This is a genomic window from Aureispira anguillae, assembly GCF_026000115.1.
Classification (GTDB): domain Bacteria; phylum Bacteroidota; class Bacteroidia; order Chitinophagales; family Saprospiraceae; genus Aureispira; species Aureispira anguillae.
This window is the reverse complement of the sequence record NZ_AP026867.1, coordinates 5,076,766-5,103,738: the sequence shown is the minus strand read 5'-3', so window position 1 is coordinate 5,103,738 and position 26,973 is coordinate 5,076,766. Positions and strand designations below refer to the sequence as shown.

24 protein-coding genes are annotated in these 26,973 nt (G+C 35.7%); 17 read left to right on the top strand and 7 right to left on the bottom strand.

Annotation, left to right across the window (positions count from 1 at the left end; genetic code table 11):
- Positions 1-16: 16 nt before the first annotated feature.
- Positions 17-934 carry an alpha/beta fold hydrolase gene (locus AsAng_RS19960; protein ID WP_264788866.1) on the top strand — a complete coding sequence of 306 codons (918 nt, stop codon included), beginning with the start codon at positions 17-19 and terminating at the stop codon, positions 932-934.
- 77 nt (positions 935-1,011) lie between these two features.
- Here the strand turns inward: AsAng_RS19960 and AsAng_RS19955 are convergent, their stop codons facing one another.
- Positions 1,012-1,464 (bottom strand): T9SS C-terminal target domain-containing protein, encoded by a 453-nt coding sequence (locus AsAng_RS19955; RefSeq protein ID WP_264788865.1) that lies wholly within the window; start codon positions 1,462-1,464, stop codon positions 1,012-1,014.
- 212 nt (positions 1,465-1,676) lie between these two features.
- Between AsAng_RS19955 and lpxK the strand changes: the two genes are divergently transcribed.
- Positions 1,677-2,726, top strand: a complete 1,050-nt coding sequence (gene lpxK / locus AsAng_RS19950; protein ID WP_264788864.1) for a tetraacyldisaccharide 4'-kinase — start codon at positions 1,677-1,679, stop codon at positions 2,724-2,726.
- 264 nt (positions 2,727-2,990) lie between these two features.
- Here lpxK and AsAng_RS19945 read toward each other — a convergent pair whose 3' ends face one another.
- Positions 2,991-4,412 (bottom strand): T9SS type A sorting domain-containing protein, encoded by a 1,422-nt coding sequence (locus AsAng_RS19945; RefSeq protein ID WP_264788863.1) that lies wholly within the window; start codon positions 4,410-4,412, stop codon positions 2,991-2,993.
- A 748-nt stretch (positions 4,413-5,160) separates the two neighbouring features.
- Here AsAng_RS19945 and AsAng_RS19940 point away from each other — a divergent pair.
- Positions 5,161-6,570: a hypothetical protein gene (locus AsAng_RS19940; RefSeq protein ID WP_264788862.1), complete on the top strand. Its 1,410-nt coding sequence runs from the start codon at positions 5,161-5,163 to the stop codon at positions 6,568-6,570.
- A 63-nt stretch (positions 6,571-6,633) separates the two neighbouring features.
- On the opposite strand, the gene htpG is transcribed toward AsAng_RS19940, so the two are convergent.
- Entirely contained in the window at positions 6,634-8,493 is a 1,860-nt protein-coding gene (gene htpG, locus AsAng_RS19935; RefSeq protein ID WP_264788861.1) for a molecular chaperone HtpG, read from the bottom strand.
- A gap of 258 nt (positions 8,494-8,751) precedes the next feature.
- On the opposite strand from htpG, the gene AsAng_RS19930 reads away from it, so the two are divergent.
- The 5 genes from AsAng_RS19930 to AsAng_RS19910 all read left to right on the top strand — a co-directional run bounded on the left by AsAng_RS19930 (position 8,752) and on the right by AsAng_RS19910 (position 13,511).
- Positions 8,752-9,504: a hypothetical protein gene (locus AsAng_RS19930; RefSeq protein WP_264788860.1), complete on the top strand. Its 753-nt coding sequence runs from the start codon at positions 8,752-8,754 to the stop codon at positions 9,502-9,504.
- Entirely contained in the window at positions 9,488-9,865 is a 378-nt protein-coding gene (locus AsAng_RS19925) for a group III truncated hemoglobin (RefSeq protein ID WP_264788859.1), read from the top strand. The genes AsAng_RS19930 and AsAng_RS19925 overlap by 17 nt, the downstream gene beginning before the upstream one ends.
- A 6-nt stretch (positions 9,866-9,871) precedes the next feature.
- Complete coding sequence (locus AsAng_RS19920; RefSeq protein WP_264788858.1) at positions 9,872-10,210, top strand: cupin domain-containing protein; 339 nt, start codon at positions 9,872-9,874, stop codon at positions 10,208-10,210.
- Between the two features lie 10 nt (positions 10,211-10,220).
- Entirely contained in the window at positions 10,221-10,997 is a 777-nt protein-coding gene (locus tag AsAng_RS19915) for a class I SAM-dependent methyltransferase (protein ID WP_264788857.1), read from the top strand.
- A gap of 249 nt (positions 10,998-11,246) precedes the next feature.
- Complete coding sequence (locus tag AsAng_RS19910; RefSeq protein WP_264788856.1) at positions 11,247-13,511, top strand: OmpA family protein; 2,265 nt, start codon at positions 11,247-11,249, stop codon at positions 13,509-13,511.
- Positions 13,512-13,583: 72 nt separating this feature from the next.
- Here the strand turns inward: AsAng_RS19910 and AsAng_RS19905 are convergent, their stop codons facing one another.
- Positions 13,584-14,567: a T9SS type A sorting domain-containing protein gene (locus tag AsAng_RS19905; RefSeq protein WP_264788855.1), complete on the bottom strand. Its 984-nt coding sequence runs from the start codon at positions 14,565-14,567 to the stop codon at positions 13,584-13,586.
- 528 nt (positions 14,568-15,095) lie between these two features.
- Positions 15,096-16,793: a S41 family peptidase gene (locus AsAng_RS19900; RefSeq protein WP_264788854.1), complete on the bottom strand. Its 1,698-nt coding sequence runs from the start codon at positions 16,791-16,793 to the stop codon at positions 15,096-15,098.
- 298 nt (positions 16,794-17,091) lie between these two features.
- On the opposite strand from AsAng_RS19900, the gene AsAng_RS19895 reads away from it, so the two are divergent.
- A complete protein-coding gene (locus AsAng_RS19895) occupies positions 17,092-17,919 on the top strand; it encodes a hypothetical protein (RefSeq protein ID WP_264788853.1) in 828 nt (275 codons plus the stop codon).
- 51 nt (positions 17,920-17,970) lie between these two features.
- Positions 17,971-18,441: an Lrp/AsnC ligand binding domain-containing protein gene (locus AsAng_RS19890; RefSeq protein ID WP_264788852.1), complete on the top strand. Its 471-nt coding sequence runs from the start codon at positions 17,971-17,973 to the stop codon at positions 18,439-18,441.
- A gap of 26 nt (positions 18,442-18,467) precedes the next feature.
- Here AsAng_RS19890 and AsAng_RS19885 read toward each other — a convergent pair whose 3' ends face one another.
- Entirely contained in the window at positions 18,468-19,781 is a 1,314-nt protein-coding gene (locus tag AsAng_RS19885; RefSeq protein WP_264788850.1) for an MATE family efflux transporter, read from the bottom strand.
- 70 nt (positions 19,782-19,851) lie between these two features.
- Positions 19,852-21,108 carry a peroxiredoxin family protein gene (locus tag AsAng_RS19880; protein ID WP_264788849.1) on the bottom strand — a complete coding sequence of 419 codons (1,257 nt, stop codon included), beginning with the start codon at positions 21,106-21,108 and terminating at the stop codon, positions 19,852-19,854.
- A gap of 672 nt (positions 21,109-21,780) precedes the next feature.
- Here AsAng_RS19880 and AsAng_RS19875 point away from each other — a divergent pair.
- The 7 genes from AsAng_RS19875 (at position 21,781) to AsAng_RS19845 (ending at position 26,967) form a co-directional block, all read left to right on the top strand.
- Entirely contained in the window at positions 21,781-22,428 is a 648-nt protein-coding gene (locus tag AsAng_RS19875; RefSeq protein ID WP_264788848.1) for a hypothetical protein, read from the top strand.
- Between the two features lie 205 nt (positions 22,429-22,633).
- The gene (gene ruvB / locus AsAng_RS19870) at positions 22,634-23,668 is read left to right on the top strand and encodes a Holliday junction branch migration DNA helicase RuvB (RefSeq protein ID WP_264788847.1); all 1,035 of its coding nucleotides are present in this window, start codon (positions 22,634-22,636) and stop codon (positions 23,666-23,668) included.
- A 123-nt stretch (positions 23,669-23,791) separates the two neighbouring features.
- Positions 23,792-24,247, top strand: a complete 456-nt coding sequence (locus tag AsAng_RS19865) for a DinB family protein (protein WP_264788846.1) — start codon at positions 23,792-23,794, stop codon at positions 24,245-24,247.
- Between the two features lies 1 nt (position 24,248).
- On the top strand, positions 24,249-24,848 hold the full coding sequence (locus AsAng_RS19860; protein ID WP_264788845.1) for a ribonuclease HII: 600 nt from the start codon (positions 24,249-24,251) through the stop codon (positions 24,846-24,848).
- Between the two features lie 540 nt (positions 24,849-25,388).
- Entirely contained in the window at positions 25,389-25,985 is a 597-nt protein-coding gene (pgsA, locus tag AsAng_RS19855) for a CDP-diacylglycerol--glycerol-3-phosphate 3-phosphatidyltransferase (RefSeq protein ID WP_264788844.1), read from the top strand.
- Between the two features lie 18 nt (positions 25,986-26,003).
- Positions 26,004-26,498, top strand: coding sequence for a phosphatase PAP2 family protein (locus AsAng_RS19850; protein ID WP_264788843.1), 495 nt, complete (start codon positions 26,004-26,006; stop codon positions 26,496-26,498).
- 166 nt (positions 26,499-26,664) lie between these two features.
- Positions 26,665-26,967: an HU family DNA-binding protein gene (locus tag AsAng_RS19845; protein ID WP_264788842.1), complete on the top strand. Its 303-nt coding sequence runs from the start codon at positions 26,665-26,667 to the stop codon at positions 26,965-26,967.
- Positions 26,968-26,973 lie beyond the last annotated feature (6 nt).

The window sequence follows — 26,973 nt, the reverse complement described above, 5'->3', positions numbered from 1 at the left end:
TAAAAACAATCAATCAATGAGCTTAAGAATGATATGGATTCTGCTAATTCTACCTTGTGCCTTGATGGGGGCAGATATTAAAATTGAGCAGATAAAGGCAAATGGTTTGGAGTTTACCTGCCGAACAGTAGGCGTTCCTTCTGATGGTCCAACGGTTATTTTATTACATGGTTTTCCTGAGACCTCTCACATGTGGGAAGAAACAATGCTCCATTTGCATGAAAAGGGGTTTTATTGTATAGCGCCAGATCTGCGAGGGTACAGCAAACATGCTCGTCCTAAAGGGGTACGCAATTACGCCATCAAAGCACTTGCCCAAGATATTATAGAGATTGTTGCTGCCAAACAAATTGATGCTTTTCATCTAATTGGACACGACTGGGGCTCTGCAATAGGTTGGTCTATTGTTGGACTTTATCCCGAAAAAGTAATTTCTTGGTTAGCGATGTCTGTGCCTCATCTTACCGCTTTGGGAAATGCCGCCAAGTATGACCCTTCTCAAAAAAAAATGAGTCAATATGCTAGGGTTTTCCAATGGCATTTTTTGCCTGAGATGATACTAAAGGGCAATGATTTTAAACGGCTAAGGGAGGCTTGCTGGTATTTGTCTACGCCAGAGCAAATAGAAGTATATAAGTCTGTGTTTAGCCAAAAAAGAGCCTTGACGACTTGTTTGCATTATTATCGAAAAAATTGGAATAAAATGCTAGAAATATCTAAAGACCTAAATATTTCGGCTATAAAAACGCCCACTACTTTGATTTGGGGAAATAAAGATACAGCATTAGGTCGAAAGGCGGTTGAAGACACCGTACAATATATGAAAGGTACTTATCAATTGGTTGAGTTAGATGCCAGCCATTGGCTGATTCAAGATAAGCCTAAAGAAGTTTGGAAGGCAATGGATGCGCATTTTGCAACTTATGGTAACTAAATTAGAGGTTGATGACAAAAAATCCCCACAAAGGTTATACTTTATGGGGATTTTTATTTTTAAATGTGAATGGAGAATTATTTTTCTTCTCGTTTAATGGTTATTTTTTTGTTTAATTCGGCACCTTCTTTATCTGTTAATTTGAACATATAAGTACCATCTGTAAGCGATTCTACATTGAGCGCTCTATAGGAGCTGCCTTTGTTAACTTGAAGGACACGATGGGCGGCTAGTTCATAGCCTTCTTCATCAAATAACTTCATCGTTAAATCTTTTTGTGCTTCAGATTTCAAAGAAAAAACAAAAACATCATCATTTACTTCATCTTGGGCAAGCATTTCTATTTCTAGTACTTTGGCAACTTTTTCAGCAGCCATTAGCGTAGTATAAATGGTCTGTATGATTTGCTGATCGTCTCCATTGTCTAACAATAGAATTACTGCAACGAGTTTGTCTGACGTTGCATTGGCAGTGGGATTAAAGGCGGCGAGTGTTAAAATTAATACTAAAAGTGTAGCTAGAGTTTTCATTAATTTTACATTTATTTAATATTGGTAAATGGGGTGGAAATATTTAAAGATAGGGATTATTAGCAGGTAATTAAAATGTTGATAAATAAAGTTTTGTCAAAATTTTGTTTTTATATTTCTATTGTTCAGTTATTTATATATTAACTATTTAAGTTTAGGGATTATTTTAGTAGTTTTTGAAATAACGTAATTAAAACATAAAATTATTTTTTTTGAAAGAAAAACGATTCATATTACTTCCTTTAGCTTTGGTCTATGGTTGTTGTGTATCTATTCATCGGATGATGTATAAAATAGGTATTCTAACTAAGACGGCTTTTCAGTTACCAGTTATTAGTGTGGGAAACCTTTCTGTGGGAGGGACGGGGAAGAGTCCTCATGTAGAATTTATGCATCAACTATTGACTTCTGATTATTCTACTGCAATCGTTAGTCGTGGTTATGGCAGGAAAAGCAAAGGGGTTAGAGAAGTACATCTAGATGCTTTGGCTATAGAGGTTGGTGATGAACCCCTGCAATTTAAACTAAAATACCCCAAAACGACTGTAATTGTAGCTGAACGGCGTGTTTTAGGGGTTCAAAAGGCATTGACAATAGCTCCAACCACCAATTGTATCTTATTAGACGATGCTTTTCAGCATTGGGCGATCGCTCCTACGGTTCAGGTTATGTTAACAACATTTGACCAGCCATTCTTTGATAATTGGGTATTGCCTGCGGGGAATTTGAGAGAATTTAGAAGGGGGTATCAACGAGCCGATTTTATTATTGTTACCAAGTGTCCTGCATCCATTACAGAAGCTCAACGAGCGAGTTATATTAGAGCCATTCAACCCCTAAAGCATCAAAAAGTGTTTTTTTCCTATTTTAGTTATCAAACACTTTATAATTTAGTGGATGTTAAGCAGACCCAAACATTAATAGATTTAAAGAAAGAAAAGGTACTTGTTGTGACAGGAATTGCCGATACAACTTATCTAGAACAGTTTATGGATAGGCAAGAGGTTGCTGCAAATTATCTACGTTTTCCAGATCATCACCATTTTAGCTTAACTGACTTGGAGCACATCAAAGCACAAGCAGCAGGGCGATGGATTGTAATTACTCAAAAGGATGCTACCAAACTACTCCATTACGGTTCTTATATCCAGCAAAATAACTTATCAGTCTATGTGTTGCCCATAGAAGTGACGATTGCTTTTGATGAAAAGGAAGCATTAAAACAACATTTATTGCGGCTTATTAATGCTAAAAAGGGATAAAACAAATGTATTGCTCCAAGTGTTTTTGGTTCTTTTTGGGCAATGCAAAAAGAACAAGAGGTATTGATTACCTCGCTTTTTGCTATTTTTCCTCTAAAATGAGGGCTAGATTAAAACTTCCAATGTTCACTTCATTAAAAAGAAACAATTGAATTTACTACTGAATCACCCTAAAAAAGCATAAAAAAAAACTCCTGCTAGTACCCCTACTAGCAGGAATTGAAGTAGTAACGAACTACTTATAACCAACTTTCTATATTTTATTTATTTTATAATAACCTTTCCAGCTCCAATTAGTTGCCCTTCAGACTCAATTTGATACAAATACATGCCATTGAGTAGATTTTTGCGCTCTATTCTAAATTCTCTTTGTTCGCTTAAATTGCGGAACTGAACCGTTTGACCTGTCGCATTGTATAATCTAAACGTAAAGTGATCTGCAATTGGACCTTCTATTTTGATTACGGCGTATTGACTAAATGGATTTGGATATACTTGAATAATCGTTTCTTCTGTTTCCAATAACTCAAATTTAGAACTACTGCTTTCTTTTGAATTGCTGTTTGAACCTGCTGGGTTACTCAAAGGCGCTAGCAGTGAATTTGGGACTACGTTTGTTGTTGTTGTTGTTTTACCATTAATGGCACAGCCTTGACTTTCAAAAGGCAAATGACTATCGTTCCAGAATAAGTTATTGTAGTGATTGGTGGTTGTAGAATTATTAGAAGTTGCTGAACAGTTTTGGACAGAGGAGTAAGCAAACTCAGTACCTAAAGAATCTAACAATTTAAGTCTATAACCTGAATAAGTACCTGATACATTAAGTTCTAATGTGCTGTCTTTATCGAGGACTAACGTATCTTTAAACAATGGAAGGGGATTACCTCCTGCCAACAAATGATCTTCAATGATTACATATTGAATGTGTTGCCCTAGCGTTACAGCCATCCCATGATTGTGTACGGTGAATTTTGCATTAGAACCAACACATTTTCCATCTACCGACAATAAATAGTCACTATAGACACTATTGCAAAGTGTATCAGGATAAATATGAGCATTAATACAATGTTCTTCATTTAATAAGCTAGAATCACAAATCGTTGTGAAATGCACATAAAATAAATCGCAAGAATTGTCTACAACAGTCCCCAATTGAAAGCGATACAAGCCCGTACCTACAATGGTGTAGGGAAGAGAAGCACTATCCAAGGTTAATTCCGATGGAAATGCAACATCAACATAAGAATTAATAGCATCGGCATTTCCATGGTTGCAATAATCAACTTGTGCAGTAGATGCAACGCAACTTTGTAGAAAAGGAATGGTAACTTCTACAAACATTTTGGGGCAGTGAATCGTAGAGCTATTATTACTATCTCCATTGCCTCCAACAGTAGAATGAGGAATAGACGTATAGACACTTCCTGGCTCCATTTCTAGACGAATCCCTGGTGTTTCTAGTACCTGATGTGTGGAGGTTGTATTGGTTTCTAAGTCTAAACGTCCTTGTATAATAATAGGATCAGGACTAATAACTCCTGAAGTTGTATTTTTAGTATTGGTAAGCGATTGGTTGGGCTTAGGTTGGTTTGGTGCCTCTTTTTGGGCAAAGGTATTAAAGCTACTTAGTACAAAAGTAAGTAATACAATAATTGAACGGAGGTTGTGTGTTAGTTTATTCATGTGTACTTTTATTTTTAGCTTCAGCAATTCTCTCAGTTGAACTAGGACATTGGTAGGTTCAACGACTCGGTGAATTTATGATGTGATAATAGGTCAGAATCACTCAGTAGTAGAGATAGTAGGATATAGGGAAAACACTATGATTTTTGATGCTCAGCAAGGAAAAATACAATCGTAGCTATTGCTCAGGGGATTGTTTTAGACAAAAGATCGCATTACAAGTATTCTTGGATTAACTCTATATAAAATCGGGACTAATTATTTAAAAACATAAATTCATGTGGTTTTATGATGAATTTTTGTTGTCACAAAAACCATACTATTTAGGGTAAAATAGTTCTTAATTTAGTAAAAAAAGGAGCTAAAGTCTTTTTCGTTCCCCAACTTAATAACAACTTTAGCTCCTAATACTTCATCTAGAATGAATAATTCAAAAAACTTGAATTGTTCAAAAAATTGAAAACCCCTTTCCAATTTTTAGATGAAAGTAACCAACAAATTCTGTATTTAATGGATATGTTTTTAGGCATATCCCTAACCAAAGTAAGACAACTAAACTTTTTCTAGTTGTTGCCAACAATTCTTAACAAAGTATTTATGTTTAGCACTGTTGGCATCTTCTCTGTTACAAATATCTACATAGATTCTTGGAAAGAAAAAGACAAAAAAGAACAATTCTCTAATAATTTTACATTATTTTAGTGATTCCATAACATTTACAAGGTGTTTTTCCCAAAAAAAAAGAGCAATGTATAGTAGTAAATTAGTTGATGTTTTTTATTCTTTGTCTAAAACTCAGTTGAGAGCCTTACGAAAATTTGTACAATCTCCCTATCACAACAAGCGTCAAGATGTAATCGCCCTGTTTGAATTGATGTATAAAACACCTTTGGAAAATCGGATTGCGTTGCGCAAAGAGAAAGCATTCCCTAAGGTATTTGGTCAAAAAAAATTTAGTGCTGATCAAATGGATTATGTCATGTCTTTTTTGTTAAAGGTAATCGAACAGTTTTTGGTGCATGAAAATAGCGTACAAGATAAGGTAAAGATACAGGTTGCATTAATGGAAGAGTATCGAAAACTAGGTTTGTCCAAACATTTTCATCAAGCACTTAATATTGCAAAGCGAGAACAATTAAAAACCCCATTGAGGGATATTAATTATTATGAGAAGGCTTTTCAGATAGAATCTGAGCAATATTTGTTTTTGTCACTACAGCAGCGGGATCGCTCTAAAAATTTGCAAGAACTAAGCACCAAACTTGATTGGCGATTTTTATCCCAAAAACTAAAAGATGCTTGCCGCTTATTGGCACACCAAGCGGTTGCCAAGCAACAGTACAATTTTGGTTTGTTAAAGCCAATTTTACCATATATAAAAGATAATGTAGATCTATTAGAGCATCCATCTATCTCTCTTTATTATTATTATTACCAGGCGGTTACCGATAGTGATTCGGAGGAAGAGTATTTCCAGAAGTTTAAAAAAACATTCTTAGATTCTACGACTGTATTTGAGGATATAGAAGTAAAAGATTTGTACTTACTGGCTGTAAATTATTGTATCAAGAAATCAAACCTAGGAAAAAATCAATACTTATTGGAACTCTTTGATTTTTATGATGCAGGTTTAAAACTGAGAATTTTATTTGACGAAAATAAAATGTTAAGCCCTTTTACTTTTAACAACATCACAAAATTAGCCTTGCGACTTGGCAAAATAGATTGGACAGCGGAGTTTATAGAAACTTATAAGACCTTTGTGGATTCGCAGTATCATGAGACCTATGTTCACAATGCCTACTCAATGCTTTATTTTGCTCAAGGGAAATACGAAGAAACCATGCTTCGTTTGCAACAGGTGGATTACAAGGAGTTGTTTATAACAATGGATGCCAAGGTTTTATTGGTAAAAGTCTATTATCAGCTTAGTGAGTATGATGTTTTAGAATCTTTTATCAATAGCTTTAAAGTCTTTTTGAGGCGAAAGGACATCTTAGCCTATCATCAAGAAATTTATAAGAATTTTATTCGGATGACTCAGAAATTAATTAATCTTCCTCCATTTAATAAAGCAGCAAAAACAAAACTTCGAACAGAAATAGAAGCGACCCAAAAGTTATTGGAAAAAAAATGGCTCTTGGAACAGTTGCAATAAAAAAACTGCGCTCTCAGTGTAGACTAAGAACGCAGTTCAACATTTGTTGTATCTTATGCTTTGTTATTTCATTAAGTCAACAGACTTTTTGATGAAATTAGTCAATTCAGAACCTTTTAGCATACCATTGTGCAAACGTGCCAAATCATAAAGGTGTTTTGCTTTTGTTTCATCGCCACCTTTCAGTACATTTCCTACGATTTCATGGTTGGTATTGATGACTACATTGTACATTTCGCCCATATTCATCGCCATGCCTTGCATCGCAGACATTTCCTGCATACGGCGCATAAACTCAGGACGAGTAATAACAATTGGCAAATCACTAGGAGCCAAAGCCTCTAGTTGAACAGTTGCCCCTTGCTCCGTAACACATTTTTTGAAGATCTCTTCCAAGTTCTTTTGTTCATCTTCAGACAATACAGATTCACGAGTCTCATCTTTTGCAATCAATTTGCTAGTGGTATCAGAATCAACTCGTACAAAGCTTACTTTGTCCAATTTGCGCTCTAATGCTTGGATGAAATGTACGTCAATCATGGTATCCATGTGCAATACATCATAGCCCATTTCTTTGGCTCCTTGGATGTAAGCATCGTGCTCATCTTTGTCGTTGGTATAAAGAATGATTGTTTTTTCATCTTTATCTACTTGATTGATACCAACTTTTTCTTGATAAGCATCCAATGTGAAATACTCTCCATCAACATTTTCTAATAAAATGAACTTCTGTGCTTTTTCGGCGAATTTTTCTTCTGTAACATAACCGTATTTGACAAATACACTCATGTTTTCCCAGTTTTTGTCAAATTCCTCACGCTCTTTGCGGAACATTTCATCCAAACGATCTGCTACCTTACGAGTGATGTATTCTGTGATTTTTTTCACATTACGGTCACTTTGTAGGTAAGAACGAGAAACGTTTAATGGAATATCGGGAGAATCAATTACACCATGCAATAAAGTTAAGAACTCAGGCACGATTTCTTTTACTTCATCGGTTACATAAACTTGATTGCTGTATAGGTGAATTTTGTTGCGTTGGATTTCTAACTGATTGCCCAATTTAGGGAAATACAAGATACCTGTTAAGTTAAAAGGATAATCAATATTAAGGTGTACCCAAAATAGAGGAGGCTCACCAGAAGGAAGCAATTCTCTATAGAAGTCACGATATTCATCCTCTGTCAACTCAGAAGGTTGCTTTTTCCAAGCAGGTTTGGTATTGTTGATAACATTAGGAACTTCAATTGATTTTTTCTCCTCAGTTCCATCTTCTTTAGTGATGGTTTCGTCCTCTAAGTATTCCGTACGAGTACCAAACTCAATTTCTATTGGTAAGAACTTACAGTGTTTGTTGAGCAATTCGCCAATTCTATAATTTTGCAAAAACTCTTCACTATCTTCACTGATGTGTAGGACAATATCCGTCCCATAATCTTCTTTTTCTACTGCCTCGATTGTATATTCTGGATCTCCCGTACAAGACCATTTTACAGGAACACTATCTTTTTTGTAAGACTTAGTAATTACGTCTACTTTGCTAGCTACCATAAACGCAGAATAGAAACCCAAACCAAAATGCCCAATAATAGAGGCTTCTTCTTTGTATTTTTCTACAAATTCTGTTGCAGAAGAAAAGGCAACTTGATTTAAGTATTTTAATACTTCTTCTTCTGTCATTCCGATTCCTCGATCAGAAATGGTCAATGTTTTAGCGTCGGCATCGATGATTACTCTAATTCTAGTATCGGTAACTTCTTGCTCTACTTCGCCACGTCTAGCTAAGGTAAGTAGTTTGCTAGTTGCATCTGTTGCATTAGCAATTAGCTCACGCAAAAATATTTCTTGGTCAGAATATAAAAATTGCTTAATGATTGGAAATATATTTTCCGTTTCTACAGAAATACTGCCCTTTCGCATGCTTGTCTCTATTTTTTGAGTGAATAATTTACATATAACAATGATTTCCTTTTACCAAATCTTATTCCACCCCGAAACAAACTGACAAAATGACTTTTTGACTGTCAAGAATGGAATTAATGGCATTTGACCTTACTTTGGGAAAATCTAAGGCACCCTTATTTAAATAACAACAATCAGCTAGGGGAGTGATTAAAATCATGGAGCGGGAATTTTAATAATGTCATATTTGTATTTAATCTAAATAAAGACAATAAAATGAAATATTTACTCTATATAATTTTAGGTATCCATCTATCTGCTTGCACCCACATAAGCTCAAACGAAGAAGTTGAAAAATTTAAAGAACAATTTCATTCTGACCAATTCAGTTTAGAAGGAGATTATCATTGGGTATTTCAATTAATGGGGAGCACACAGCAATCTGTTCATACTTTTTATCCAGACCGTATTGTATATCAAATGGAGGGAACCGTGTATAGTACTAATTATACCATGCAAAAATTATCCTACAATAAAACCGAGAACAAATGGATTGGTCAGGATGAAAATGGTATTGTTTATGTGCTTTTTTTTAAGAATAAAACGGATTCTACGATTACCATGTATAAGCATAAATGCAAAACCAAGGGAGTAGAAGAAGCGATTAATTTTGGTGTTCCAAAAGCAGATGCTACAGAAGATCATGGTTGGAATGTTTATGCCCACAATGAAGCAGACATAAGGGATATATTGCCTGTAAATGGATCTTTTGTCAAGGATAAACGTAGTATAAGTTTAACCGATAGTTTGATTGTGTTTAATGGAAAGGAATTTTCAAAATTGAGTTATCATCAAGGAGAGCGACGATGGGTTGGACAAGCTGAAAATGTTTATTTACAAGTTTTTTTTAAAAATTTTACGACCTCAAACGAATTAAATTTATCCATTCAAGAGCATACAAATTTAGAGAAGGCGTATAAAACCAAATTTAACACGGTCAATTTTTTAACGTATGAAAAACAACAATAAGGATATAACTTCTGAAAAAGATGTGGTGTTAATGGTTGACTCTTTTTATGAAAAGGTTAATAAGAATCCACTACTCAGCTATGTATTTAATGATTTTAGTCAGGTGGATTGGGAGGCTCATTTACCCAAGATGTATCGGTTTTGGAATACATTGATTTTGGGAAAACGAACCTACAAGGGAAACCCTTTTGCCGCTCATATTTCATTGCCCATAAAATCTCAACACTTTGAACAATGGGTAAAAATCTTTGAACAAAATATAGATGAACATTTTGTTGGACCAGTTGCAGAAGATACCAAAAAAAGAGCAAACTCTATTGCTTATATTTTTCAAGCCAAATTAGCACACCTTAAACAGTAAATCAAGATGAAAAAAGCATCATTCTTAGAAGAAATTGTATTTAACGATTCTAGACCTGCTATTAAACTTATAGTGGAAAGTAAATTTTCCAAAGAAATTCGAATTGCTTTTAATGCCAATCAAGTAATGAAAGAGCATCAAACAGCTTACCCTATTGTTGTTCAAATCATAAAAGGAGAAATAGCTTTTGGGGTAAAAGGAGAAATTTTAACCTTAAAAGAAGGAGATATGATTGCCTTAGAAGGAAATGTACCACATGACTTGAAAGCAAATAAGGAGAGTATCGTTCGTTTGACGCTTTCCAAGTTGGATAAGGTAGCACGAGTAGAGAGCGTAACACATTAAAGCAATAATAATGGCCAATAAAACAACAAATTCTCAACAGGGGCATTGGCTCTTAGCAAAAATGGGTAAAAGGGTACTCCGACCAGGAGGGAAGGAACTTACTCAAAAACTCATTGACAATTTACATATCACCTCTGATGATGATATTGTAGAGTTTGCCCCTGGTTTGGGATTTACAGCTTCTATTGCTTTGACAAAAAATCCCAAATCGTATAAGGGAGTCGAACTTAATGAAGCTGCTGCTGCTAGTTTGAGGAAAACTATTGGTGGAGTTAGGCGACAAATTATTATTGGTAATGCTGCACATTCAACCTTAGAGAAGGATAGTGCTACTAAAGTATTTGGAGAAGCAATGTTGACGATGCAGGCCGATCATCGTAAGTCAGCAATTATTCAAGAGGCCTTTCGAATTTTAAAAACAGGAGGGCTTTATGGCATCCATGAGTTAAGTTTAGCTCCAAATGATATTCCAGAAACCGTAAAAGCGGAAATACAAAGAGCATTAGCAACTGTAATAAAGGTTAATGCTCGTCCGCTCACTAGTTTGGAATGGAGCCTCTTATTAGAAAAAGAGGGGTTTGAGGTGGTAACTATTTCTACTAGTCCGATGCACCTCTTGGAACCTCGACGAATAATAGAGGATGAAGGATTTTTGAGGGCTCTGAAAATAGGTTTTAATATACTGACACATCCTTACGAACGTAGTCAAATTTTCTCCATGCGAAAGATATTTAAAAAATATGAAAGCCATTTGAGTGCCGTAGGGATTATTGCCAAAAAAAAATAAGAAAGGAGTTACCTTTCATTTGCTAGACCATTAATCAATACTTCAGATCTGGAAATTCAACAAAATAATATGCCCACCACCGATTACCTTTTGTTGGATAAAGCATAAAAGAACATCGATGTTTTTTGATTTTTAATGAATCAAACCCAACTGCTATTCGCTATGATTTTTTTTCAATGCGTAGCCTCTAGTATGGTGCTGGATACACGATGTGTTAAGCCTTATTTTATCCACTAAATATTGTTACCTATGAAGTATGTATGCATCTTATTGCTGTTTTTCTGGAGCAGTAGCCTTCCGCTTTTTGCCCAAAATGAACAACTAGAATATGCTTTTCACTTTGAAACCGCAAAGAGTGAACTGCCAGAAGAAGCTAAACAGTCAATTGATTCTATTATCCAACAAGCACAAGTTTGGACCAATCATCAACTCGTTGTAAAAGGACACACAGACAATACTGGAACGAGCACTTCTAATATGGCGTTATCCCAAATGAGAGCCGAAGAAGTAAAACGAATGCTAGAGCAAGGGGGAATTGCAACAGCAAGAATAAGCCTAGAGGCATTGGGAGAGCAAGAGCCCTTGGCTTCTAATGAATATGAAGCAGGGAGAAGGCGCAATAGGAGAGTAGAGATTTTATTGGTTGGCAACAAAGCTCGGTTAGGCTATACAGAGCAACAGCAAAGAAACAGTAGAATCTTAAGAAAGTTGCGTGCAGAAGTGCCTTCTTATACCTTGGAACAGCCAGCAGTTGAACGCTATTTAACGACCAAGCAGGGGACGAAGTTGTATATACCAAAGGATGCGTTTGATGTTCCCAAGGGAACGGCTGTTGTCTTAAAAATACGAGAAGCTTATAAAAAATCAGATATGATTCTAAATGGTTTGAGTACAACCTCCAATGGCAAACGTTTGGTGACTGGGGGGATGGTCAAAATAGAAGCTTCTGCAAATGGACAGCCAGTAAGGCTAAAAGAAGGGAAAACATTAGCGGTAAATGTGCCTAGTAAGAAACCAAATGGGCGTATGAAATTATTTTATGCGGATACGGCTGCTCGAACCATCAATTGGGTAAATCCTGAACCGTTGGCAATTAATAATCCTAGAGCGATTGAGAGCCAGCCGTTTTATAATGAGCAGAAATTGTTTTCAACAGCAGATGAACGCTATTATTACGGCAGAAGGAATATGAGCCCAAGCGAGATAGAAAGCCGTAGAAGCAAACGTTATTTAAGCAGAGCAGCACCAAGGGATTTGTCTGAAGATCTAATGGAGCCTCAAACACCAGATCCTATTGATACAACTAAGTTAAAGTTTTGGCAGCAGCAAATGAAGACGGTTAGTGCAGAGGTTAATGAACCTTGTACCTCTTTTGTTTGTAAGATTAAACAATTTTTTAGAACTCCCAAGCGAAAGGCTGCGCTCAAACAAAAGAACGAAGATCGTTTGCAAAATATCCAAGATCACATTCAGACACAAAAAGAATGGTTGGCTCGACAACAAGAACAACACAAAAAGTATCTTGAAGAAGTTAAATTGTATACGACCAAAAAAGAAAAATTACAACAGGAATACCGCTTGGCAATCAATAATTGGGATGCTGAATTGAGAAGAATTGATTCTATTAATTTTGAATATGCTTGTAAGAATAAGGACATTGGGAACCTATTTGCCCATTATAATAAGCGAGAAAAAGAAGCCTGTCAAAGAACTTATGCCGTTAATACTTTTGAAGAGGCTCAGAAGGCTAAAAAAAGAGAGCATTTGTTAAAATACATTCAATTTTATATGCCAATGCGTTGCGCTATTGATTCAATAGCATTAGCTCAGTTTTTAGAAAATTATCCTACCCTCAAAGCAATGAACCAGCAGTTTATAACCTTGGCGTATGAGAAGAAAGACACGAATTATATAAGATGGAGAAAGGGGGAAAAGGCGGTTTTGTTGGCGTTGCCTGTTATGTATAACGTTGGCAGTTTAGAAGAAGTTAGAGCACTTCAATTAAAGGAAAAAATTTATGCTAATAAAGATTTTTATGCTGCTAAAATGCAGGAGTTTGGGGTGAATTCACTAGAAGAGGCTTATGAGGCACACAAAAAGTTATTGGCTGAAAAGAAAAAATGGGAACTACAGGTAGGCTATGTTTTTCAGACGGCCAACTTAGGGAACTGGATCAATTGTGATTATTTTCCTAGCCGTACCAAAGAAGCGTTAATTTGTCAAAATTTTGAATTACCTGTTTCTCCACAAGCAACAACAACTTATTTAGTTTTTAAGGATATTGCTTCTGTTATGAGCGGCTATCCTAGCTATAAAAATTTACAACGTTGGTATACGTTTAATAATATCCCAAAGGACAAAGCTATGCAAGTGGTTTCTTTTTATTTGGACCAAAATGGTCAAACTCAAGTTGCTAGTAGAACTTTATTGGCAAGTGAAACCCTTGAAAAATTAGAATACAAACCCATGACGTTAGAAGCATTCAAGGAGGTTCTTCTAAACCTAGATGTATGATTCTATATAAAAAAGGTGTGCCTAATATTAAGCACACCTTCTAACTATCTATAATGAATAACGGAATTCAGTTTATCGCTTGATAATTTTCTGAGTAACAATATTAGTATTATCGGTCACTTGTAGGTAGTACAAACCAGCTGGTAAATTACCTAGATGTAGACCTATTGTTTGCTCTCCAATTGCCAATGTTTTTATTTCGTGGTAGACCGTTCTTCCTGTCGCATCCAATACCTGAATGATGTGCTCCCCGCCAACTTTGGAAAGAATACCAGTAGAAATATGATGCATAAATGGATTAGGGCTAACAACTACTTGTAAACTATTTGTACTGGCTAGTTTCGTGGTGTTAACCATAGTAGTCACTGCAAAGTGATCGTGGCTGCTAGCCAAAGAGTCTGCTGCATAACAAATTTCACTTACACCACTAGTACAACCAACATTAGATAAGGTACCCATTTGAGCATTGATCGCAAATAGAACGGCGTTTAATCCACGCAAAGAAGTAGATCCTCCTCCTGAAAAGGCACTTAAAAATACCAATAAATCATTGATGTTATTCACATCGCTACTATCCATAATACCAGCAGCATTGAGCGAATCACAAATTCCAGGAACTGGAGCTTGCAAATCGAGTAAATTACAGCAAGATCCCACAAAAGGAACAGTACCCGTTAAAATGCCATGTAAAGCTAATTTTATTTGTTGAATGTCATAGGAAAAAGGAGCAATCGTAAAGGTATCTCCAACCGATAAACCTAAGGCTGAAGGAGCTACACGACCGTCTATACTTGTTCCAATAATAGCATCACCTAAGGTATCACTAGCCATACTATCTCTAAGAATAATTACAAATTCAGTCGTGGGTATAGTACTTGTAGGACCTGGGGTAACTGTAAAAACAGCTACGGGGGTAGTGTCTGTCGCAAAAACATCAGAAGTTGTACCATTTAAGATACCTGCTGTTGTATTACAAGTTGTCCATCCGTTTTGGGCTGTTAATTGGGTGGTCAGTAATAGAGCAACAAGACCGACTAAAAGTTGTAAAGATTTCATTGTGTGCATAATCTTTGATTTAAAATATGGTTAGTAATTACAATTTTTAGTTCTTTGACAAATCGTGTGACAAGCACTAACAAAGGGTAAGCTTTCTGCTACTTTTTTTAGAAGAAAGTTTATAGGTAGTAAGTCGTAAGTCCTGTATTTACAGGAACTAAGCATACGACTTACTACCTATAACTTATAACAAAAGTAGTAATAAGAGAGCTGGATCGTTTAATATTCCACACGATATGTCAAAGAACGCAATTTTTTACATCCAATAGGTTTTTAGTAAAAATGTGCAAAATGTACAGTTCTAAATAGGGCAGATTAGAACAAATATATAAAAAAAAACAGCACTTTTATTATAAATGTAAAATAAGTAGTTAGATGAAATGTTCTAACCATAGAATTAAAAGTGAATGGCACTATTGTTCCTATTGGTTCTGGGAAGGAAATGGAGGAATTACCAACTATAAAAAAAGCCACTCCTATTAAGAGTGGCTTAAGTATATCGTCCAAAATTTGTTTCGTATACGATCTTTATTCTGGGGTAGAGGTCGTTTTTTCTACTAGTGCAGCAGGATTAGGAGATATAGAGCCATCTCTATCAATTTCTTGAATTGCTCTAAGTACCATTTCATCAGCACTAAATAGCGTTTGGTAGTACCCTGCTTCTCCATAAATTTGATCTGCCAAATGCGCTTTCACTTCTAATTTTAAAGCGTCCTCGTATTTTTGTAACAACTGATTATTGCGATCTAATTTTTTAGAAACGGTGTAATTAATTAGCTGCTCAAAGGTAGCATCAGAAAGCTTAAATTTAGCTTTGAAATCTTTGAAGCTAGGATATTCTGCTTTGATTTTTAGTCGTTTATTGTCTAAATATTTGTAGATATAATCACGAGACAATAAACTAGCTGTCTGAAAATAAGAATTTAGGCGAGTGGTATCCAATGGAATAAAAATATCAGGAATAATCCCACCACCACCATGAACAATACGCCCATTCGTGGTTCTGTAAATGCTAGAATCAGATACATGTATGCTATCTCTATGATACAACTCCCCTGACTCATAACGTTTGCGCAAATCATCTCCATATAGCCCATCCGACCCATCATAAGGTTTTTGAATATAACGTCCAGAAGGTGTAAAATAACGAGCTACTGTTAAGCGCAAAGCAGAACCATCCGTTAGTTTGTACTGTTCTTGAACCAGACCTTTGCCAAAAGAACGACGACCAATTACCAGACCTCTATCATTATCTTGTATGGCACCTGCAATAATTTCACTAGCAGAAGCGGAGTTTTCATCTATTAAAACAACTACTTTTCCAATATCAAAATTGGATTTTCCAGTTGAATTGTATTCTTTACGGCGATAACTGCGCCCTTCTGTATAAACTAATAACTTACGAGCAGTAAACAGTTGATCTAAGATTCTAGTTGCAGCTTCTAGATACCCACCAGGATTGTGTCTCAAATCTAGAATAAGATGCTCCAATCCTTGATTATTAACCAGATCCTCTAGCGCATTCCTAAAGTCTAGATAAGTAGTACCACTAAAGCGGTTGATTTTAATCAATCCTGTGTTTTTGTTAAGCATACAGGCAGCAAGGACACTGGATACAGGAATTTGCCCTCTAGTAATGGATACTGTTTTTAGTGCTGCTTCTCCTGCACGTTTAATTTTTAAGGAAACAGAACTCCCTGCACTACCTTTTAATTGATCCACAACATCATCGTTAAAAATATCTTTGCCTGCAACCATGGTATCATTAATCATAATGATTTTATCCCCTTTTTGCAAACCTGCTTTATCAGAAGGACCATCCTCAATAACCCCAACTACATAAATGGTGTCATCTAAGATATAAAACTCAATTCCAATGCCTTCAAAATTTCCGTTTAAGGACTCATTAACTCGCTCAATATTATCTAACGAAATATAAGTAGAGTGTGGATCGAGTTCTTCCAAAACGGCATTGATTGCTGCATCTTCTAGTTTGTCAGAAGCTTCATTTTCTAGATAGCGAGCATCTATGAAACGAAGAATTTCCTCCACCTTTCCTGACTTTGCTGGATAATTACCTCCTTCGGAAACAACTACATACGAATTGTTTTTGTTGTGAGCCAGCTCAAATCCTAACCAAGTGCCCCCAGCTAGTGCCAATGCCAAAATAAGTGGCAAAAAAATATTCATTTTCTCTTTATTAGAAAGAGGCTCGTGTCCCTCCATACGAATTGTTATTAATGGTTAAGTTTGTTGAACGTTATATTTAAATCTATTTTTTTGATTCATTGAGATAGATATAAAAATATAAGTCGTTACATTAGTGGTTTTTAAAAGAATGGTAGCTAAAGGAGTCTCTAAGATACTCTTATGCCTAGATAAAACCAAACTTTATCAAGAAGGACTACCAATTGTGTAGATCTATTCTACCAAATAGACCAATTATAAGATAAAAATAACGGACTTCTAAACTAAAAATGCCCCATACTTTGATGAAAACGAACCAAAATAATTAAACACTTTTATGAAATTAGTAGCAGATAGTGGATCAACCAAGACAGATTGGTATTTAGTCAAGAATCAGAGCTTAGTAAGACATACTACACAAGGATACAATCCCTATTATTGGACAACAGAGGAAATGAAAAAGAGTTTGGAATTAGAGTTATTGGATAATTTACAAGCCAATGAGGTCCAAGAACTTTATTTTTATGGGGCAGGTTGCTCCAACCCATTAAATCAAGATGTTATTTTTGAAGCCTTAGCACCTACTTTTTCTAATGCGGAAATTAGTTTAGGAGACGACCTGTTAGCGGCAGCTCGTTCTACCGCTGGGCATGAGGCAGGTATTTGCTGTATTCTAGGAACTGGCTCTAACTCTTGTGTTTATGATGGTCAAAAGATAATCGACAAAATTCCATCTTTAGGGTATATTTTAGGAGATGAAGGGGCAGGGGCTTATATTGGACGGCAGCTTATAAGAGCATATTTCTATAGAGAATTGCCGCCTCATTTAGCCAAGGAGTTGGAACTTAGTTATAATATGGATAAGCATCTAATTATTAGCGAACTACTGAATGGTAAAACACCCAATCGAACATTGGCTAGTTTTGCTTTATTTTGCGCTAAACAGCAAGAAGAACCCTTTATCAAAAAATTGATTGAAAATAATTTTGAAGAATTTTTGCATCGTCATGTGCTGAAATATGCTAATGCAACCGAATTACCCATTCATTTTGTAGGAAGTATTGCTTTTGGGTTTAGAAAAAATTTAATTGAAGTCTTAGAAAGGCATCATTTGACAGCAGGAAATATTTTTAAGAGTCCTTTTCCTTCGTTATTGGCTTATTGATCCATTTAGTCGTGCATTTTTTTAAAGAACCCCAAAAAATAATCAAAGACTATGAACTTAGATCATATCGATAAGCAAATTCTTAATATTTTGATGCAAGATGCTACAACGACTGCTGTAGAGGTTGCCAAACAAGTTCATGTTTCGCCAGGAACTGTTCATGTGCGAATGAAAAATCTTAGGCAAGCGGGAGTAGTTCAAGGCACGATGTTAAAAGTAGATTACTCAATGCTTGGGTTGAATATGGTCGCTTTTGTAGGCATTTACTTAGAACGAAGCTCTCAGTATACAGAAGTTGTGCTGAGATTGCAGCAGATACCAGAAATTGTAATGGTTCATTATACAACAGGACCTTACAGTATTTTTGCTCAAATAGTTTGTAAGGATAGTCAAGACTTGCACGAAATTTTACAGCATCATGTCCAAGGAATAAAAGGAGTGCAACGAACAGAAAGTTTTATTTCATTGGAGGAAAGCATTCATCGACCAGTTGATATTCTAAAGGAGGAGGATTTGTTGTAAGAAGATCCAATTACTCTAGTAGTAGTCTATTGAATTGCTAACCCCGTTTGGCGAAATAGTGCCCACTGAACCAAACCTCGTACCGCAAGAAAGCTTAACAGGCAAAACCATAGAATGTCTGGAAGCAAGGTTGGGTCTGGGTAGCATTGGGTGAGTATTCCATAACACAATAAATAAGTAAGCAGTGCCAATAACATACTATTGCGCATGGCTTTGACTGCGGTTAAACCCACAAAAATACCATCCCAAATATAACAAGGTGTTCCTACTAGTGGCAGTACGACCATCCACCAAATATAAGGAGTCGCCAGCTCAACAATAGTAGCTTGATCGGTAAATAAATGCACCAAATCGTTGCCATAAACCCCATAAACAAAACTAAAACAGCAAGCTAAGCCCATTCCCCAATACATGGATAAACGAATCATTTTTTTAGTAGTAGCCATTTGGTTTGCTCCCTTGTATTTTCCAACTAAACTCTCAGCTGCATAGGCAAAACCATCTACTCCAAAAGACATCCAATTTAAAAATTGCATTAGGATGGTGTTGACGGCTAATATTTCTGCTCCTGCTGCTGCCGATTGACTATAAAAAAATCCAAAAGCAATTGTTAAGCAGAAGGTACGCAGAAAAATATCGCTATTAATTCGCAAAAATCCCAAAAATTCATGGCTTGCCAGTAGAACCTTTTTCTGGAAATGCGCTAAGAGGTACTTGTATTTAAATGCAAAAAGCCCTAAAGCTACAGTTGCTCCAATATACTGAGCAATAACAGTCCCGTAAGCAACCCCTGCAACTCCCCATTCATAATAATTCACCAACCAATAACTAACAAGGATATTACTAATGTTGATAATAATGGTTAATAGAAGTGGGTAAATTGCATTTTGCATACCAAAAAACCAGCCCATCATAACAACCAAAAGAAGACTAGCTGGCGCAGCCCAAATGCGAATGAAAAAATAACTTGCTACCAAATCATATTGATTGCTGGTTACGTTCATGAGCGAAAATCCTAAAGAGGCTAAGGGCTTCTGAAAGAATAAAATTAGACCACTAAGTATTAGGGCGATAATGAGTGCTCGCCCCCAAGTATGAACGATTGCAGCATCATTTTCTTGTCCAAAAGCTTGTGCTGTTAGTCCTGTAGTTCCCATGCGTAAAAAGCCAAAATTCCAATAGATAAAATTGAAAATCATAGACCCCAAACCTACCGCACCAATGTGTAGAGCTGATAAACCTCCCATCAACCCTGTATCAACAGAACTAATCAAAGGTACGGAGATATTACTAATAATATTGGGAATAGCAAGCTGTAAAATTTCTTTGTTGAATTTCACTCCAATTAATCTTTAACAGTACTCCGTCGATTTTTCCACGGAGTATTAACTTAAAAAAGCGCACAGAAAATTATTCTGCTACTAGCTCTTCTACTAATGCAATGGTTTTATCAACATATTTTTGGTATAAATCACCTGTTCCTGGTCCAGAGAATCCAGTATGAATTTCTCTAATTTGCCCCTTCTTATCAATAAAAATAGCCGTAGGATAAGACATAATATGATTGAGCATAGGAAGTGTTTTGATTGCTTCTGATTTTTTTGCAGGACCACCAAATACAAATGGATAATTTACTCCAAGGTGTTTTTGAATGCGGGCTTTACTTTTCTTAAAGACCTCAAAGTCATTCACTACTTCATAATCAATAGCTATAATCTCTAAGCCTTTGGGGTGATATTTATCGTAAACATCTACCAAAAAGCGTGTTTCATCCATGCAGTTAGGGCACCATGAACCAGTGATTTGTACAATCGTCGGTTTGCCCTCAAATCGTTTGTCTTCTAGGCTTATCGTGTCACCTGAGGCATTGGGAAAACGAAAAGCTAGTTTATCATAGCCTTCTTTTAGATGGGTCAATTTGTCCATTGATGCCAATTGAAAATCTGTGTTAGGCTCTGCTTGCCATTGTTCATGCCAATGGTTTCCAGACCAGAAATCTCCTTTTAGACTCCCGTCTTCTTGTAGGGTAGCTTTGAACAAAAAAGCATGTGCTCCATCAAAACAAGAAAGGCTGAGTTCCTTACCATCAAATATACCCTCTAGGTAGCGATAATCACCAGTTTCTGTCAAAAAAGTACCTGTCACTTTGCCTTTTTCTTCTAAGTTAAATAGTCCGATAGCGGGATAGCTGTCATCTGTATTAGGGCTAAAAGTAACCTTCCAACGAGGAGCTAGTTTGGTAGTAGTGGTAGAGGGTAGAGCAGCAAAACGATTCTTATTATTTTTAACTGCTTTAAAAGGAATTTTATAATCTTTTTTATTGTAATTGTGCCAATTTCCTTCCCAGCCGTTTTTGTGGTTGGTTAACTTAAATTCAGAACCAAAAACAGGCATTTTTATAGAGATACTATTGTTGTTATCATAATTAATATCGGTTACTTCTATGTGCTCATCTCCATTTCGAATAACAATCTTGTTTTCATCAATTACTTCAAAGTTAAAAGGAATCTCTAGTGGACTACTATCGCTCCCTATATCTAGGGCACCATACCAAATTCCTTTTGTAAGTTTTATGATAGATTCGGATTGGAGGTTAACAGATGTAGGAGGGGTGCAAGCTGCAATATTTAATAATATAAAAATAGTGATTAGTATAGTATGTCTCATTGTTAAATATTTAATTACACTCAATAAGTGTTTTAAAGGAGGAAATAATGTGGTGTTATTGTGCTGGGGGTAAGACAAATGCAAAGATACATAAATATATGTACATATTTAAATATTAGTACCCGTTCACCGCTTTGAAAAATATTTTTTGAAAAAATAAATAGGAGGAAGCAGCATTTTTAAGGTTGCTCTCGTATTGATTAGTATTCGGAAGTAAGATAGTAAACATTTTTTCACCAATTTTTTTTTATGCCACAACTTTATACAATTTTATTTTTCATAATTCAGGAAATGAATTCCACACTTAAGAGAAGAATGAGAAGGTATGAAGTTAATCTTACTTATAGTCTTTGTGCTCTACAAGATTTTTAGAATACCTCCTATCAAAATTACTCTTTTGTTTTAGAATTACAATTTGCTGTATAATTGAACATTGTTGATTATCAATCCATAGGTGCCTCATTTCGTTTGCGTTTGAAATGAGCAATGCAATTGTAATTGAAAAATCAAGACCATTATATTTTTAGCGAAAATGTGTTTTGCGTTAAGCGAAGCAATTGCCTTTGAGAGCCGTTTTAGGCGGCTCTCTTTTTATGTGTTTTTTTATTAGTAATTAATTAATATATGATTAAAGTTTACGCATTTTATTTTATTTATTAAATGTAAAAACTTATGAAGGTTGAAATTTTTTTAGTTGCCATCTGCGCTTGTTTAATGTTTTTTTCTTGTAAAAAAGATACAGATCAAGTTGAGCCCGAACCATCGACTGAAAACGATTATGTTCCACTTAATGTTGGTAATTATTGGGTCTATCAGATGTACGCTCAAAATGCCAATGGAGATTGGCATCCTACTGGTCAACTAGATAGTATTCATATTGGTGAGGATACTATAATGAATGGTGAAACTTATTACGTACAGTCCCAATATAGTGGAAGACAGTTCAGAAAAGTAGATTATCTTAGGTATGATGACGATCAGTTAATGAATCATTTGGGGGAAGTGCTTTATTCTGCCAAAATATCAACAACGCCTATTGTTACAGATCGAATTACACTGACACCATCCAGTGATTTTTTTACCGTGGACTATGCTACCGTTGGAGGTTTTTCAACCATTCAGGCAGGAGGAACTATATTTAGTGATTGTATAGATTTTTTGGGCAAGGTTAATTTGGTAGAAAACGGGCAGACCGTACCAAAACCTGATGTACATACTTATTATGCAAAAGGTGTGGGAAGGGTGCAGAGTCTTTCTTATACTTTCCTTAGTGAAACACCAGTTAAAATTGATTTGATTCGTTATCATATTCGGCACTAAATAACTTTAATATAGGAGTATGTCTGATCGTAGGAGGTTCATGCATACTCGCATATTGCGACTCAAAAAGATAGTTTTATATAGGGTAAAACTATTGCGTGAGGGGAGCTGCTCTTGGAGTAGCTCCTTTTTTTGTGGGAGATGATTTACTTTTTTTAGGACCTAAAAATAAAACAATTTGTTTGCTTTTTTGTATGTTTGATTTATGAAGAATGAACATTTAGATCCTACTAACGAAAAATATGACAGCAGTGAGGTTGCTGTTGAAAAAGCATTACGCCCTAAGATGCTGGATGATTTTAGTGGTCAACAAAAATTGGTTGAAAATCTGAAAGTATTTATTGAAGCTGCTAAAATGAGGGAGGAAGCATTGGATCATGTCTTGCTGCATGGTCCTCCAGGTTTGGGCAAAACGACCCTCTCTCTGATTATAGCCAATGAGCTAGGAGCAGACATTAAAATGACTTCTGGACCTGTTCTTGAAAAAGCAGGTGATTTGGCTGGTTTATTAACCAATTTGGGAGAGAATGATGTGTTGTTTATTGATGAAATTCATCGTTTAAATACGGTCGTAGAGGAATATTTATACTCTGCAATGGAAGATTATAGAATTGATATTATGATTGATTCTGGACCCAATGCTAGAACCATCCAAATTGCGCTTAATCCATTTACATTGGTTGGTGCAACAACTAGAATGGGCTTATTAACTTCTCCTATGCGGGCACGTTTTGGTATTCCTTGCTTACTCAATTATTATGATACTGAGACCTTGGTTAATATCATTAAGCGTTCGGCTAATATATTAAATGTTCCAATTACGCAAGATGGAGCAGAGGAAATTGCCAGAAGAAGCAGGGGAACACCTCGTATTGCCAATGCCTTGTTGCGTCGAGTACGAGATTTTGCACAAATCAAAGGAAATGGAACCATTGATTCTAATATTGCTAAATATGGCCTGGATGCATTAAATGTAGACAATAGGGGCTTGGATGAAATGGACAATAAGATATTAAAAACAATCATACAAAGTTTTGGAGGAGGTCCAGTTGGACTTACGACTATTGCTACTGCAGTAGGAGAGGAGCCAGGCACGGTTGAGGAAGTGCATGAACCCTATCTTATCCAACAAGGCTACCTCAAGCGAACTCCTAGAGGTAGAGAAGCTACAGTCAAAGCTTACGATCATTTGGGAATAGCTCCTAAACAGGATGATGGAACGCAAGGAACCTTGTTTTAGAAGGGGAGGGAATAGGTCAGTGATATTATCCTAATCGTTCATTAAACTATTAGGATTAAAAATCGTTATTTGTTTATTATGCCATGCCATTAATTTTCTAATAAATTACGAAAAGAGATTGTAATGAAAGAAGCGATCACCTTACTTCGAAATATTCGAGCTAATTATGTCAGAGAACTCAATCAATTGACCTTAGATGAGCTTAATTATATTCCCCCAACTCATAATAATAATATTATTTGGAATATCGGACATAGTTTAGTGGTGCAACAATTACTCTGTTATAAGTTCTCTAATTTAGATACCTATTTAACAGATCCTATATTGGCAAAATATGCAAGAGGCACAGCACCTACCGCTAATGTTCCCAAAATTGAGGTAGATTTGATTCGAAAGATGCTAATAAAATCAGTTGATTTGTTGGAAAAAGATATGGCAGCACAACGCTTTCAAGTCTATAAAGAATACACCGTTGGTTTTGGAGCTCATTTGACTTCTATAACAGAGGCAATTACTTTTAACAATGTACATGAAAGCTTGCACTATGGTTATTTAATGGCACTAAAAAAACTACTCTAAATTGTTAGCGAATTATTTACATAAAGGGAAGATCGAGGCAGGTTGTGACGAAGCAGGGCGAGGTTGTTTGGCAGGTGCAGTGTATGCCGCAGCTGTGATTTTGCCGCCCAATTTCAACTGTCCTTTGCTCAATGATTCTAAGAAGATAAAGGAAAAAGATCGTTATGCTTTGAGGGACATTATTGAGCAAGAAGCATTGGCTTGGGCCGTTGGGGTAGTGGATGAAAAAGAAATTGATGAAATTAATATTCTTAATGCTTCTTTTTTGGCGATGCATCGGGCGATTGACCAGTTGACAACGCAACCAGAACACTTGTTAATTGATGGAAACCGATTCAAACCTTATCCTTCTATTGCCCACGATTGTATTGTAAAGGGAGATGGCAAGTATTTGTCTATTGCAGCAGCCTCTATTTTGGCTAAAACGTATCGGGATGACTATATGCTAGCTTTGGATCAACAGCATCCAGAGTATGGTTGGAAAAAAAATAAAGGATACCCTACTAAGGCACATCGTCAAGCAATTATTGATCATGGTCAAACGGATTATCATCGACAATCATTCCGCCTAAAAACAGACGATCTAATTTTAACTTCCTAAGATAATATGGGTGAGATTTTTGATAGCTAATGGCGTTGCAAAAAGATTGCTTAAATTTACAATCATTAGTTCTGCTTAGTTGCTGAAGTAGTTGGGATAGTTTTTTCTTTATAAATCCTAGATAAAATAAAAGCCTTATTTTTTACTAAAAATAAGGCACTTCTAATAGAATTGCTTAATTTTGCGGCTATCAATAAAACTAGTATTTCTTTTCTTTTGTAAAAGAGAATAAATAACGAGGCAAAACGAATGCTTATGAATAGCAACCTTTTTTTTAGCAGCATTCATTACCAGAGTTTTTGACTTGTTTTGTTTGTTACTCGTACCTCGTGAGTTCGCATAGCTAAGTTTATGAGGTGCAGCGTTTTGTTGGTCGTTAATATAAAAATAATACTTCATAGCAATGGCTTATTATTGTTGTTGTCAAAACTTGGTTTGCGGTGGTTTCCTTAATGGGACAACAGGTTTGATCATGAATTAATAATTGGCGTTAAGGCTAGCTGTTGAAGTGGAGTATGTAAATAAAAGAACTTACATCTTATGAATGTACCTAATACACTAACCATAATTAGGATTATACTAGGGTTTATTGTACCTTATATGATGTGGGCAGGTGACTTTAATATACGGGTATGGGCAGCTATTTTATTTGCGATTGCTGCATTTACAGATTGGTTGGATGGTTGGTATGCTAGACGATACAATTTGATTACGAAACTGGGAAAAATTTTAGATCCTATCGCCGATAAAATCATTGTATTGGGGAGTTTTGTCGCTTTATCGGATGTGTGTTTTGAGAATATGTATTCAATCTGGTGGATTGTACCTATTTTTTTGAGAGAGGTAGTGATTACAATCTATCGTTTGGTATTCCTGCTCCGTAAAAAACCTATTGTTGTGGCTGCATCTTGGTCAGGCAAAGCAAAGACAGTGATGCAAATGATGACGCTGCCATGTGCTTATTTTTATTTGATGTTTGATCTTTATCCAACCCATGACCCTGTAGGGACTTCTGTTGTTATGTGGTGGTTGCTACATCTAATGATTCTAGCCTCTTTGGCACTAACAGTAGGATCTGGATTACGTTTTTTTATGAAAAATTGGAAAGCGGTAAAAGAGGTAACGACTTACGAATAAAAAATTATAAACAGATCAATGAGCGATAACGAAGAGGAGTTTTCCTTAAAGAAGACAAAATACGCAGAATATATCCGTGATTTTACAGCAATCGGCAACCCATTTTTGCTATTGTTAGTTACGTTGGCAACTTTATCCAACCACCCCAAATTTCACACTTATTTTTGGATCTTATTGGCGGGCTTTTTGATCAACGAATTTATCTGTTCGGCTATTAAATATTTGTGGCATAAGCCTAGACCCAATGGTCAACAGTATAAAAATGGATTTGAAAAGATTGATGCGGGGAGTTTTCCTAGTATTCATTCTTCAAGAATATCATTTGTTTATTTATCATTGGGATATATTCACTATATGGCTGAAAACTTTTTGTTGATGCCTACGTTTATAGTAGTGATAGCTGTGGTTGGGTATTCTAGAATTTTTCTAAAAAAACACTTCTTTGTTGATGTAATGGCAGGATATTTTTTTGGAACGATTCAATTTTTAGCAATTACATTTTTGCTAAAATAGATACTTAAAACCTCATTAATAGAGGTTTATATGTCGTTTTTTTCAAAAAATGAATAAAAAATGCATAGTCCGCTTCTCTTTTAAAAAAAAAAGTGAGACATTTGCCTCTCTTTATGAGTAAGAGCATAATTAGTTTATTTACACTTTAAAACGAAATAATATACAAATGAGAAAAGCTGATTTGGTTTCTCGAATTGCTGAAAAGACAGGCGTTCCTAAGGTTGATGTATTGATGACTTTAGAAAACTTCTTCTCTGAAGTTAAGGAAAGCTTGGCAAACAAAGAAAATGTTTACATTCGTGGATTTGGTAGTTTTATTGCTAAAAAACGTGCAAAGAAGATTGGTCGTAACATTAAACAAAACAAAGCGATCGTGATACCTGCACATTATATACCTGCTTTCAAACCTGCTAAAGCGTTTGTAAACAAGGTTAAAGACCAAGTTGCCGTAGAGGAAACTGCTAAATAAGAGCAG